At 70.0% G+C, this 13352-nt stretch carries 9 protein-coding genes; 6 read left to right on the top strand and 3 right to left on the bottom strand.

What is annotated here, in order from left to right:
• Positions 1-82 precede the first annotated feature (82 nt).
• The gene (locus tag ACE4Q9_RS21580) at positions 83-2362 is read left to right on the top strand and encodes a heavy metal translocating P-type ATPase (protein WP_397985862.1); all 2280 of its coding nucleotides are present in this window, start codon (positions 83-85) and stop codon (positions 2360-2362) included.
• Between the two features lie 497 nt (positions 2363-2859).
• On the opposite strand, the gene ACE4Q9_RS21575 is transcribed toward ACE4Q9_RS21580, so the two are convergent.
• The 3 genes from ACE4Q9_RS21575 to ACE4Q9_RS21565 form a co-directional block, all read right to left on the bottom strand.
• A complete protein-coding gene (locus tag ACE4Q9_RS21575; protein ID WP_397985861.1) occupies positions 2860-4149 on the bottom strand; it encodes a citrate synthase in 1290 nt (429 codons plus the stop codon).
• A 178-nt stretch (positions 4150-4327) separates the two neighbouring features.
• Complete coding sequence (locus ACE4Q9_RS21570) at positions 4328-6601, bottom strand: ATP-dependent RecD-like DNA helicase (RefSeq protein ID WP_397985860.1); 2274 nt, start codon at positions 6599-6601, stop codon at positions 4328-4330.
• Between the two features lie 59 nt (positions 6602-6660).
• On the bottom strand, positions 6661-7140 hold the full coding sequence (locus tag ACE4Q9_RS21565) for a hypothetical protein (RefSeq protein ID WP_397985859.1): 480 nt from the start codon (positions 7138-7140) through the stop codon (positions 6661-6663).
• Positions 7141-7210: 70 nt separating this feature from the next.
• On the opposite strand from ACE4Q9_RS21565, the gene ACE4Q9_RS21560 reads away from it, so the two are divergent.
• The 5 genes from ACE4Q9_RS21560 to ACE4Q9_RS21540 all read left to right on the top strand — a co-directional run bounded on the left by ACE4Q9_RS21560 (position 7211) and on the right by ACE4Q9_RS21540 (position 13235).
• Entirely contained in the window at positions 7211-8143 is a 933-nt protein-coding gene (locus tag ACE4Q9_RS21560) for a hypothetical protein (protein ID WP_397985858.1), read from the top strand.
• Positions 8144-8171: 28 nt separating this feature from the next.
• Positions 8172-8417 (top strand): hypothetical protein, encoded by a 246-nt coding sequence (locus ACE4Q9_RS21555; RefSeq protein WP_397985857.1) that lies wholly within the window; start codon positions 8172-8174, stop codon positions 8415-8417.
• A 282-nt stretch (positions 8418-8699) separates the two neighbouring features.
• Positions 8700-9758 carry a LacI family DNA-binding transcriptional regulator gene (locus tag ACE4Q9_RS21550; RefSeq protein ID WP_397985856.1) on the top strand — a complete coding sequence of 353 codons (1059 nt, stop codon included), beginning with the start codon at positions 8700-8702 and terminating at the stop codon, positions 9756-9758.
• Positions 9755-11296: a sugar ABC transporter ATP-binding protein gene (locus ACE4Q9_RS21545; protein ID WP_397985855.1), complete on the top strand. Its 1542-nt coding sequence runs from the start codon at positions 9755-9757 to the stop codon at positions 11294-11296. The genes ACE4Q9_RS21550 and ACE4Q9_RS21545 overlap by 4 nt, the downstream gene beginning before the upstream one ends.
• The gene (locus ACE4Q9_RS21540) at positions 11286-13235 is read left to right on the top strand and encodes a substrate-binding domain-containing protein (protein WP_397985854.1); all 1950 of its coding nucleotides are present in this window, start codon (positions 11286-11288) and stop codon (positions 13233-13235) included. Before ACE4Q9_RS21545 ends, ACE4Q9_RS21540 begins: the two co-directional genes overlap by 11 nt.
• The last annotated feature ends 117 nt before the right edge of the window (positions 13236-13352 follow it).

The raw sequence follows: 13352 nt of genomic DNA, 5'->3' as shown, positions 1-13352 counted from the left end.
CGCCCTTCCACAGTCCCGACCGGCCGCACCGACCAGCTGATACTGGCTCCGCGCGGTCCGGTCCGATGTCTGGAGTCCGGACATGACCAGCACCATCGCAGAGCAAGCGGACACCGCCATACCCCCCGGCGCGGCGTCCTCCGGTACGGCGTCCGAGGTCGAACTGCTCATCGGCGGGATGACCTGCGCCTCCTGCGCGGCACGCGTGGAGAAGAAGCTCAACCGGATGGACGGCGTCAGCGCCACCGTCAACTTCGCCACCGAGAAGGCGAAGGTCAGCTACGGCGCGGGCGTCGAGGTCGCCGACCTGATCGCCACCGTCGTCAGGACCGGGTACACCGCCGAGGAGCCCGCCCCGCCGCGGCCCGGACCCGAGGCCGCGGCCCCGGAGTCCGCCGAGCGGGACCCCGAACTCGGCGCGTTGCGCCACCGGCTGCTCGTCTCCGCGCTGCTCGCGCTGCCCGTCGTCCTGCTCGCGATGATCCCGGCCCTCCAGTTCGACAACTGGCAGTGGCTCTCCCTCACCCTCGCCGCGCCCGTCGTCGTCTGGGGCGGCGCGCCCTTCCACCGCGCCGCCTGGACCAACGCCCGGCACGGCGCGGCCACCATGGACACCCTGGTCTCGGTCGGCACGCTGGCCGCGTTCGGCTGGTCGCTGTGGGCGCTGTTCCTCGGCCGCGCCGGGATGACCGGCATGCACGACGAGTTCCGCCTCACCGTCTCCCGGTCGGACGGCGCCGCCACGATCTATCTGGAGGTCGCGTCCGGTGTCATCGCGCTGATCCTGCTCGGCCGCTACCTGGAGGCCCGCTCCAAGCGCCGCGCCGGTGCCGCCCTGAAGGCGCTGCTGGAGCTGGGCGCGAAGGACGTGGCGGTGCTGCGGGACGGGCGTGAGGTGCGGGTGCCGGTCTCCTCGCTCGCGGTCGGCGACCGGTTCGTCGTACGGCCCGGCGAGAAGGTCGCCACCGACGGCACCGTGGTCGAGGGCGTCTCCGCGGTCGACGCGTCCATGCTGACCGGCGAGTCAGTGCCGGTGGACGTCGGCCCCGGCGACCGGGTCACCGGCGCCACGGTCAACGCGGGCGGCCGGCTGGTGATCGAGGCCACCCGCGTCGGCGCCGACACCCAGCTCGCCCGGATGGCCCGGCTGGTGGAGGACGCGCAGAACGGCAAGGCCGAGGTGCAGCGGCTCGCCGACCGGGTCTCCGCGGTGTTCGTGCCCGTGGTCATCCTGATCGCGCTCGCCACCTTCGGGGTCTGGCTCGGCGTCACCGGGGACGCGGTCTCCGCGTTCACCGCCGCCGTCGCCGTGCTGATCATCGCCTGCCCCTGCGCGCTGGGCCTGGCCACGCCGACCGCGCTGATGGTCGGCACCGGGCGCGGCGCCCAGCTCGGCATCCTGATCAAGGGCCCCGAGGTGCTGGAGTCCACCCGGCGCGTCGACACCGTCGTCCTGGACAAGACCGGCACCGTCACCACCGGCCGGATGACTCTCCATGCGGTGTACGCCGCCGACGGCGAGGACGAGAAGGAGCTGCTGCGCCTCGCCGGCGCCCTGGAACACGCCTCCGAGCACCCGGTCGCCCGTGCCATCGCGGCCGGCGCCGAGGAGAGCGTCGGCGCCCTCCCGGCGGTCGAGCGCTTCGAGAACGTTCCGGGTCGGGGCGTGCGCGGGCGCGTGGACGGCCGTGAGGTGGCCGTGGGCCGCCTGTACGACGAGGTTCCCGAGGAGCTGGCCCGCGCGGCCGCCGAGGCCGAGCGGGAGGGCCGTACGGCCGTCCTGGTGGGCTGGGACGGACGGGCCCGCGGGGTCCTCGCGGTCGCCGACGCGATCAAGGAGACCAGCGCGGAGGCGATCCGCGAGCTGCGCGCCCTCGGGCTGACGCCGGTGCTGCTCACCGGGGACAACCGGACGGTCGCCGCGTCGGTCGCCAGGGCCGTCGGCATCGACGCGGGGCAGGTGTACGCGGAGGTGCTGCCCGAGGACAAGGTGGACGTCGTACGGCGTCTGAAGGCCGAGGGCCGCGTGGTGGCCATGGTCGGCGACGGGGTCAACGACGCGGCCGCCCTCGCCACCGCCGACCTGGGCCTGGCGATGGGCACCGGCACCGACGCGGCGATCGAGGCGGGCGACCTGACGCTGGTCCGCGGCGATCTGCGGACGGCGGCCGACGCGATCCGGCTGTCCCGGCGCACGCTGGCCACCATCAAGGGCAACCTCGTCTGGGCGTTCGGCTACAACGTGGCCGCGCTGCCGCTGGCCGCCGCGGGGCTGCTGAACCCGATGATCGCGGGCGCCGCGATGGCGTTCTCCTCGGTGTTCGTGGTCACCAACAGCCTGCGGCTGCGCCGGTTCCGGTGACAAAGCACTCGAAGCCGGTACCGGAGTCCCTCTAGAGACGGACGCGAGCCTCCCATAAACTCTTCACAAGGCTCGCGCATCATCCTTACGCTCGGGTCCCGATCCACGGATCGGGGCTCTTGCGCATCAAAGGGACATATGCAAGAGACGCAGATCACAGTGCCGTGAACGTAACCATCGAAGGGGTTCGAAGGTCTAAGTTGGCGATGTCGGATCGGCGTCTTGGGGGGCGCTGTTCCGGCGTCTGGGGATGTCTTGGGGGACGTCCCCGGAGATGCGTTGCCGGGGCACGTACACCGGGAAGCTTTGAGCGGCCCTCCCGGCGTGCTTGTCCCGGCAGACCGCAAATCGACAGCGATTCAGGCGCTGTCCTCTCCGAGCGCCCGGCCCGGATCCCGTGGGGGGAATCCGCACCGGGACATGGGAAGGCGCCCTGGTCGTCGGCCCGTGGGGGGACCGGCGGCTCAGGGCGCCTTCTTCTTATGCCCGTATCGGGCTCAGCGCGCCTCGACCGGCACGAAGTCGCGCTCGACCACGCCCGTGTAGATCTGGCGCGGGCGGCCGATGCGGGAACCCGGCTCCTTGATCATCTCGGTCCACTGGGCGATCCAGCCCGGCAGGCGGCCGAGGGAGAACAGCACGGTGAACATCTCGGCCGGGAAGCCCATGGCCCGGTAGATCAGACCGGTGTAGAAGTCCACGTTCGGGTAGAGGCTGCGCGAGACGAAGTAGTCGTCGGAGAGCGCGTGCTCCTCCAGCTTGAGCGCGATGTCCAGCAGCTCGTCGGACTTGCCGAGAGCCGACAGGACGTCGTGCGCGGCGGCCTTGATGATCTTGGCGCGCGGGTCGAAGTTCTTGTAGACCCGGTGGCCGAAGCCCATCAGACGGACGCCGTCCTCCTTGTTCTTCACCTTGCGGATGAAGGTGTCGACGTCGGAGCCCGAGTCGCGGATGCCCTCCAGCATCTCCAGGACGGACTGGTTGGCGCCGCCGTGCAGCGGACCCCACAGCGCGTTGATGCCGGCCGAGATCGACGCGAACATGTTGGCCTGCGAGGAGCCGACGAGGCGGACCGTGGAGGTCGAACAGTTCTGCTCGTGGTCGGCGTGCAGGATCAGCAGCTTGTCCAGCGCGGAGACGACGACCGGGTCCAGCTCGTACTCGTCGGCGGGGACCGAGAAGGTCATGCGCAGGAAGTTCTCGACGTAGCCGAGGTCGTTGCGCGGGTAGACGAACGGGTGGCCGATCGACTTCTTGTACGCGTACGCCGCGATCGTCGGCAGCTTGGCGAGCAGCCGGATCGTGGACAGGTTGCGCTGCTTCTCGTCGAACGGGTTGTGGCTGTCCTGGTAGAAGGTGGACAGCGCCGAGACGACCGAGGACAACATGGCCATCGGGTGGGCGTCACGCGGGAAGCCCTTGTAGAAGTTCTTGACGTCCTCGTGCAGCAGGGTGTGCCGCGTGATCTCGCCCTTGAACGCGGTCAGCTCGTCGACGGTGGGCAGCTCGCCGTTGATCAGCAGGTACGCCACCTCGAGGAAGGTGGAGCGCTCGGCCAGCTGCTCGATGGGATAGCCGCGGTAGCGGAGGATGCCCGCCTCGCCGTCGAGGTAGGTGATCGCGGATTTATAGGCGGCCGTGTTGCCGTACCCGCTGTCGAGGGTCACCAGCCCGGTCTGGGCGCGCAGCTTCCCGATGTCGAAGCCCTTGTCGCCGACGGTGCTGTCGACCACCGGGTAGGTGTACTCGCCGTCGCCGTACCGCAGTACTACAGAGTTGTCGCTCACGTCTTCCCTCACCGACGTAGTGCCTCATCTTCGAGGTGCCCTGACTGTCTCTACCATCCCCCATTTGGCTCAGGAGAGTGCACTCGGGGTCGACCATTGGGCCTATTGACGGCACTCAGTGCCGTCAGCCTGCCCATCCTGCCCCCTCGAAGGGCCTTCTGGAAGTGCTCTGTGACCTTCACGACTCATTTGATCGATCATTTTTGCCGACGAGCCGGAAGTCCAGGGCCGTGCACCGCCGTCCGGCCGACACCGTGCGCACCGCCTGGCCGATCGCGCGGCGCGAACCGACCAGGACGACCAGCTTCTTGGCCCGCGTCACGGCCGTGTAGAGCAGGTTCCGCTGCAACATCATCCATGCTCCCGTGGTGACGGGAATCACCACGGCGGGATATTCACTTCCCTGCGAGCGGTGGATGGTCACGGCGTACGCGTGGGCCAGTTCGTCCAGTTCGTCGTATTCATACGGAACCTCCTCGTCCTCGTCCGTGAGGACGGTCAGCCGCTGGTCGACCGGATCGAGCGCGGTGACGACACCCACGGTGCCGTTGAAGACCCCGTTCTTCCCCTTCTCGTAATTGTTGCGAATCTGGGTCACCTTGTCGCCGACCCGGAAGACCCGCCCGCCGAACCGCTTCTCCGGCACATCGGGCCGGGCCGGCGTGATGGCCTGCTGGAGCAGCCCGTTGAGCGCCCCCGCGCCGGCCGGCCCCCGGTGCATCGGCGCGAGCACCTGCACATCGCGCCGGGGATCGAGCCCGAACCGGGCGGGAATCCGGCGCGCCGCCACGTCCACGGTGAGCCGCCCGGCCTCCTCCGTGTCGTCCTCCACGAAGAGGAAGAAGTCCTTGAGCCCGTCGGTGAGGGGGTGCCGACCCGCGTTGATCCGGTGCGCGTTGGTGACCACTCCGGACTGCTGGGCCTGCCTGAAGACGCGGGTGAGGCGGACGGCGGGCACCGGGCTGCCGGGGGCGAGCAGGTCACGCAGCACCTCACCGGCGCCGACGCTGGGCAACTGGTCGACGTCCCCGACGAAGAGGAGGTGCGCTCCGGGCGGTACGGCCTTCACCAGCTTGTTGGCGAGGAGGAGGTCCAGCATGGACGCCTCGTCCACGACCACCAGGTCGGCGTCCAGGGGCCGTTCCCGGTCGTAGGCCGCGTCCCCGCCGGGCCTCAGCTCCAGCAGCCGGTGCACGGTGGACGCGTCGGCGCCGGTCAGCTCGGCGAGCCGCTTGGCGGCGCGGCCGGTCGGCGCGGCGAGCACCACCTTGGCCCGCCGGGCGCGGGCCAGCTCCACGACGGAGCGGACCGTGAAGGACTTGCCGCAGCCGGGGCCGCCGGTGAGCACGGCGACCTTCTCCGTGAGCGCGAGCCGGACGGCGGCCTCCTGCTCGGGCGCGAGGTCGGCGCCGGTGCGCTGGTGGAGCCAGCCGAGGGCCTTGCCCCAGTCCACGTCCTGGAAGCCGGGCATGCGGTCCTCGCCGGTGCGCAGGAGGCGCAGGAGCTGGGCGGCCAGGGACAGTTCGGCGCGGTGGAAGGGGACGAGGTAGACGGCGGTGACGGGCTCGCCCCCGTCGGGTCCCGGCACCTTCTCCCGTACGACACCGGGGTCGCCGCCCTCCTCCGGTTCCCGTGCCAGCTCGCCGAGGCACTCGATGACGAGACCGGTGTCGACCTGGAGCAGCTTCACCGCGTCGGCGATGAGGCGTTCCTCCGGCAGGTAGCAGTTGCCCTGGTCGGCGGACTGGGAGAGGGCGTACTGGAGACCGGCCTTGACGCGCTCGGGGCTGTCGTGGGGGATGCCGACGGACTGGGCGATCTTGTCGGCGGTGAGGAACCCGATGCCCCAGACATCGGCGGCGAGCCGGTACGGGTTCTTCTTGACGACGTCGATCGACTGGTCGCCGTACTTCTTGTAGATCCGCACGGCGATGGAGGTGGAGACCTCGACGGTCTGGAGGAAGAGCATGACCTCCTTGATCGCCTTCTGCTCCTCCCAGGCCGCGGCGATCTTCTTGGTCCGCTTGGGCCCGAGTCCCGGCACCTCGATCAGCCGCCCGGGTTCCTCCTCGATGACGCGGAGGGTGTCGACGCCGAAGTGCCGGGTGATCCGGTCGGCGAAGACGGGCCCGATCCCCTTGACGAGCCCGGAGCCGAGGTAGCGCCGCATGCCCTGGACGGTCGCCGGGAGCACGGTGCTGTAGTTCTCCACCTGGAACTGCCTGCCGTGCTGCGGATGGCTCCCCCACCGCCCCTCCATCCGCAGGGACTCCCCGACCTGCGCCCCGAGGAGCGCCCCGACGACGGTGAGCAGCTCCCCGCCGCCCCTGCCGGTGTCCACCCGGGCAACGGTGTACCCGTTCTCCTCATTGGCGTACGTGATCCTCTCCAGCACCCCTTCGACCACGGCCGTCCGCCGCTCACCGGTGTGGTTCCCCGCCTGTTGCGCCATGGGACGACGGTAGCGGTGGGGGGTGACAGGGGGTGGGGGCGGTGCCAGGCCCGCGGTCGTCAGCGAACGCCGAACCCGAGCCCGTTCTCGTCCATGGCGTTGAAGACCGTCACCCGGACCGTCTCGAAGACGAAGCCGACGTCGACGTTCCCCTGAGCGACGTCCTGCCCCGGCCACACGGGCAGTTCGACCCCTTTCAGGACCGCTCCCCGCAGCCGGCGCAGCTCGGGGAGCGGCTCCGTCCGCCACTGAAGATCGAACCCCGGCCAGCGGACCGGACCGGCCGGGTCGATGGTGTTCCAGGTGAGGGCGAGCTCGTCGAGTTTCCAGTGGTTGATCTCGACCTGCTCACCGTCGAAGTCGAAGAGCACCGGGCAGTCGGGGAACCACTCGTCGTCCTCCACGTCCCAGACCATCGAGACTCTCGTGAGCGGCCGCCCCACAAGACCTTCGAGCCGCTCTCCGTGCTCCCGCCGCACGTCCCGCCGGCCGACCAGCCACTCGGGGCGGTATCCGGTGATTCCGAAGTCGAACATCATTTTCCCCTGGCATATGCAACCTCTTGGGATCCGGCTCGTTGAGCACGTCGTACGACAGGAGGGAGGGTCGATGGTCGGCTCGTCGCACGAGGCACTGCACCGGATCTTTCAGAAGGATCCCGCGGTGCTGACCAAGGCGTTGCAGCGGGTACTGCACGTGCCGTTTCCGGAGCCGCGGGAGATCGCCGCGCTGAATGTGGACCTCACCGAGATCGAACCGGTCGAACGGCGAGTGGACACGCTGATGCGGGCGGAGACGGACGAGGGCACGTATCTGCTGGTGGTGGAGTCGCAGGGGAAGGTGGACGACCGGAAGCGGGGCAGTTGGCCTTATTACCTCGCCTACTTGTACGAGAAGTACCGCTGCGAGCCGGTGCTGATCGTGATCACGCAGAGCAGTACGACCGCGAAGTGGGCGTCGCGGCCCATCCGGTTCGGCTTCCGGGACTGGCACTCCATGACGGTGCGGCCGCTGGTGCTGGGGCCGGACAACGTGCCGATGATCACCGACGAGCGCTGGGGCGAGCGTGACCCGTCCCTCGCGGTGCTCTCGGCGATGACACACGGACAGGGGCCCCAGGCCCCGGCCATACTGGAATCCCTGGTGGCCATCCTGAAGACCATCGACGCGGACACCGCCTCGGTCTACGCGCAGTTCGTCGACTCCTGCCTGACCAACGCCCAAGCGAAGCAGATGTGGAGGGACTTGATGACAACCGTCCAGTACTTCTGGCGCCATCCGCTGGCTGAACAGGTACGCGCGGAAGGCAGGGAAGAAGGTCGAGAAGAAGGCAGGGAAGAAGGTCGAGAAGAAGGCAGGGAAGAGGGGCGCATCCAGACATCCCAGGCGATGGTCCTTCGCCTTCTGGAATGGCGCCGCATCCCCGTCCCCGACACCGTCCGTGCACGCATCGAAGCCTGCACCGACGTAAGCCAACTGGAGACATGGGCCGAGCGGGCCGTACACGCGGCGGACGCGGGCGACTTGTTCACCGGCGAGTGAATCGGCACCGGAAATAGGGGGTGGCACAGTGGGACAGATCCACTACTTCTGGCGCCACCCCCTGGCTGAACAGGTACGCGCGGAAGGCAGAGAAGAGGGGCGCATCGAGGGCTGGCGGGAGACGCTCCTTAGCTTCCTCGAATGGCGCCGCATCCCCGTCCCCGACACCGCCCGCGCACGCATCGAAGCCTGCACCGACCTCGATCAACTGAAGGCATGGGCCGAGCGGGCCGTACACGTGGCGGAAGCCGGCGAGTTGTTCGCGGAGGAATGAGCCCGGGGCCTGACCGGCGCCGCGCAAGAGGGTTGGGCCGGCCAACCCGTTCGACCGACGCCTGCGCCCCGTCGGGCACGCGTCCCTGGTGATCGGCGCGCGCCGATCACCGATAACCAGGGGCCACCCGCCCACCAGTCCGGCACTTTCCCGCCCGGTAACGATTGAGTTTCGGCCACCTCCCACCCCCTTGCCACCCCCCATGTAATCGATTCCAATCGTTTCCGCGTCTCGATGTAATCGATTCCAAGCGTCACGAGTTCACAAGGAGGTGGGCCGGAGGTGGCGAGTATCAAGGATGTGGCCGCGGTGGCGGGCGTGTCCGTCGCGACGGTTTCGCGGGTGCTGAACGCGCATCCGTCGGTCAGCGCGGACGCGCGCAGCCGGGTGCTGGCCGCCGTGGAGTCGCTGGGGTACCGGCCGAACGCCGTGGCGCGTTCGCTGCGGACCGATCAGACCCACACCCTCGGCCTCGTCATCAGCGACGTGCTGAATCCCTACTTCACCGAGCTGGCCCGCTCCGTGGAGGAAGAGGCCAGGTCGCTCGGGTACAGCGTGATCATCGGGAACGCGGATGAGCGGCCCGATCTCCAGGACCACCACGTACGGAACCTGCTGGACCGGCGGATCGACGGCCTGCTCGTCTCGCCGACCGACGGCGGGTCGCCGCTCATGCTGGACGCCGCCCGCGCCGGGACACCGATGGTGTTCGTGGACCGCTGGATCCCCGGCGTCGACGTCCCCGTCGTACGCGCCGACGGACGAGCCGCCGTACAGGACCTCGTGGCGCACCTCCACGCCCTCGGGCACCGGCGGGTCGCGATCATCGCGGGGCCCGCCGCCACCACCACGGGCAGCGAGCGCGTCGAGGCGTTCCGCGCCGCACTGGCCGAGTACGGGCTCCCGCTCCCCGGCGTCTACATCGGCCAGGGCGACTTCCAGGCCGCCAGCGGGCGCCGGGTCACCGAGGGGTTCCTCGACCTTCCCGAGCCGCCGGACGCCGTCTTCGCGGCGGACAACCTGATGGCACTCGGTGCCCTGGACGCCGTCCGGGCGCGCGGGCTGCGGGTGCCGGACGACATCGCGCTCGCCGCGTTCGACGACATCCCCTGGTTCGTGCACACCGATCCCCCGGTCACCGCGATCGCCCAGCCCACCGGCGAGCTGGGCCGGGCCGCCGTACGCGCCCTGGTCGACCGGATCGAGGGGCGGCCGGCCGCGTCCGTCACCCTCGCCGCCCGGCTGGTCGTACGCCGCTCCTGCGGTGAGACACCGGAGGAGACCGAGCCCCGGATCATCCCCACCCCGTCCCTCCCCCCAGTGCAAAGGAGCACGACGTGAGCAACCCGGACGAGTTGCTGCGCATCGAGGGCATACGCAAGACCTTTCCCGGCGTGGTCGCGCTCGACGGTGTCGACTTCGACCTGCGCCGGGGCGAGGTGCATGTGCTGCTCGGTGAGAACGGCGCCGGCAAGAGCACGCTCATCAAGATGCTCTCCGGTGCCTATACGCCCGACTCCGGGCGGATCCTCGTCGGCGGCCGGGAGACGCGCATCCACGGTGCGCAGGACTCCGAGCGGCTCGGGATCGCCACCATCTACCAGGAGTTCAACCTGGTGCCGGATCTGACCGTCGCCGAGAACATCTTCCTCGGCCGGCAGCCGCGCCGCCTCGGCATGATCGACCGGAAGCGGATGGAGGCCGAGGCCGCGAAGCTCCTGGAGCGGGTCGGCGTGCGGGTCTCGCCGCGTGCGCGGGTGCGTGAACTGGGCATCGCCCGGCTCCAGATGGTGGAGATCGCCAAGGCGCTGAGCCTGGACGCGCGCGTGCTCATCATGGACGAGCCGACCGCCGTGCTGACCTCGGAGGAGGTCGAGAAGCTGTTCGCGATCGTGCGGCAGCTGCGGGCGGACGGGGTGGGCATCGTCTTCATCACGCATCATCTCGACGAGATCGCCGCCCTCGGAGACCGGGTCACCGTCATCCGGGACGGCAGGAGTGTGGGCCAGGTGCCCGCCACCACCCCCGAGGACGAACTCGTACGGCTCATGGTCGGGCGCTCCATCGAGCAGCAGTACCCGCGCCAACGCCCGGACAGGGGCGCCGCGTTGCTCAGCGTCGAGGGGCTGACCCGCGACGGCGTCTTCCACGACGTGAGCTTCGAGGTGCACGCCGGTGAGGTCGTCGGCGTCGCCGGTCTCGTGGGCGCCGGGCGCACCGAGGTCGTCCGGGCCGTGTTCGGCGCGGACCCGTACGACGACGGGACCGTCAAGGTCGGCGGCACCGCGCTGCGGCGCTTTGACGTGAACGCCGCGATGGCGGCCGGGATCGGGCTCGTGCCCGAGGACCGCAAGGGGCAGGGCCTGGTGCTGGACGCCTCGGTCGAGGAGAACCTGGGCCTGGTGACCCTGCGGGCCGCGACCCGCGCCGGGCTGGTCGACCGCAAGGCGCAGCACGTGGCGGCCGAGCGGATCGCCGGTCAGCTGGGCGTGCGGATGGCCGGGCTCGGCCAGCATGTGCGCACGCTGTCCGGCGGCAACCAGCAGAAGGTCGTCATCGGCAAGTGGCTGCTGGCCGACACCAGGGTGCTGATCCTCGACGAGCCGACGCGCGGCATCGACGTCGGCGCCAAGGTCGAGATCTACCAGCTGATCAACGAGCTGACGGCCGCCGGTGCCGCCGTCCTGATGATCTCCAGCGATCTGCCCGAGGTGCTCGGCATGAGCGACCGGGTGCTGGTGATGGCCCAGGGCCGGATCGCCGGCGAACTCGCGGCCGGCGAGGCCACGCAGGACGCCGTGATGGCGCTCGCCGTATCCAGCCCCACCACCAGCGACACGAACGACAACACCGCGAAGGAGGCCGACCGTGGCCACTGACACGCTCAAGAGCACGACGGGAGCGAGTGGCGCGCCGGGCGGCCTGCGCCGGCTGCTGCTCGACAACGGCGCGCTGACCGCGCTGATCGTCCTGGTCATCGCCCTGTCGGCGCTGTCCGGTGACTTCCTGACGACGGACAACCTGCTCAACATCGGTGTCCAGGCGGCCGTGACGGCGATCCTGGCCTTCGGTGTCACCTTCGTGATCGTGGCGGCGGGCATCGACCTGTCGGTCGGCTCGGTGGCCGCGCTGTCGGCGACGGTGCTGGCGTGGAGCGCCACCCAGCACGGGGTGCCGGTGGCGCTGGCCGTCGTCCTGGCGGTGGCCACGGGTGTGGCGGCCGGTCTGGTGAACGGTTTCCTCATCGCCTACGGCAAGCTGCCGCCGTTCATCGCGACGCTCGCGATGCTGTCGGTGGGGCGCGGTCTGTCGCTGGTGATCTCCGGTGGTGTGCCGATCCCGTTCCCGGACTCGGTCTCGCACCTCGGGGACACGCTCGGCGACTGGCTGCCGGTGCCGGTCCTGGTCATGATCGTGATGGGGCTGCTGGCCGCGTTCGTGCTCGGCCGCACCTACATCGGCCGCTCGATGTACGCGATCGGCGGCAACGAGGAGGCCGCGCGCCTGTCGGGTCTGCGGGTGAAGAAGCAGAAGCTCGCGATCTACGCCCTGTCCGGGGTGTTCGCGGCGGTGGCGGGCATCGTGCTGGCCTCCCGGCTGTCCTCCGCACAGCCGCAGGCCGCCGACGGCTACGAGCTGGACGCGATCGCGGCCGTCGTCATCGGCGGTGCCTCGCTCGCGGGCGGTACCGGCAAGGCGTCCGGCACCCTGGTCGGCGCGCTGATCCTGGCGGTGCTGCGCAACGGCCTGAACCTGCTGAACGTCTCCGCGTTCTGGCAGCAGGTGGTGATCGGTGTCGTGATCGCGCTGGCGGTGCTGCTCGACACGGTGCGCCGCAAGGCGGGTGCCACCCCGGTGACCAGCGGGGGCGGCGGCAACAAGGGCAGGCAGGCGGCGACGTACGGGCTCGCGGCCGTGGTGACGGTGGCGGTGGTCGGCGCGACCTCCTTCCTGCATGGCGGCTCCTCCGCCTCGGACAAGCCGAAGATGGGTCTGTCGCTGTCCACCCTGAACAACCCGTTCTTCGTGCAGATCCGCTCCGGCGCGCAGGCCGAGGCGAAGAAGCTGGGCGTGGACCTGACGGTCACCGACGCGCAGAACGACGCCTCCCAGCAGGCCAACCAGCTGCAGAACTTCACCAGTTCGGGCCTCGACGCGATCATCGTCAACCCGGTCGACTCGGACGCGGCGAGCAACTCGGTCAAGGCCGCCGACAAGGCGAAGATCCCGGTGATCGCGGTGGACCGCGGGGTGAACAAGGCCGCTGTGGACGCCCTGGTGGCCTCGGACAACATCGCCGGCGGCGAGCAGGCGGCCAGGACGATCGCCGAGAAGCTGGGCGGCAAGGGCAAGATCGTGATCCTCCAGGGCCAGGCGGGCACCTCGGCGGCGCGGGAGCGTGCGCAGGGCTTCGCCAACGGTCTGAAGGCGTATCCCGGCATCAAGGTGGTCGCGCAGCAGCCCGCCGACTTCGACCGCACCAAGGGCCTCGACGTGATGTCGAACCTGCTCCAGGCCCACCCGGACGTGCAGGGCGTGATCGCCGCCAACGACGAGATGGCCCTCGGCGCGATCAAGGCGCTGGGTTCGAAGGCCGGCAGGTCGGTGCCGGTGGTCGGCTTCGACGGCACCCCGGACGGCCTGAACGCGGTCAAGGCGGGCACGCTGTACGCCTCCGTCGCGCAGCAGCCGACCCAGCTCGGCCGGATCGCCCTGGACAACGCGCTCAAGGCGTCCCAGGGCAAGAAGGTGCAGCAGACGGTGAAGGTGCCGGTGAAGGTGGTCACCAAGGACAACGTGGCCGGATTCACCGGCTGACGGCGGCGGGCGAAGCGGGCGCGGGCGGACGGTCGTACACCATGGACGCACCATGGGGGCGGCCGTCCGCCCCGGCTCGTTCCTCGGGTTCTCGGATTCAAAGGGTTCATGGGAGTC

The organism is Streptomyces sp. AM6-12, assembly GCF_044327085.1.
In the GTDB taxonomy this organism is placed as follows: Bacteria; Actinomycetota; Actinomycetes; order Streptomycetales; family Streptomycetaceae; genus Streptomyces.
Note: the sequence above shows the minus strand (reverse complement) of the source record. Positions and strands in the feature narration are given on the sequence as shown.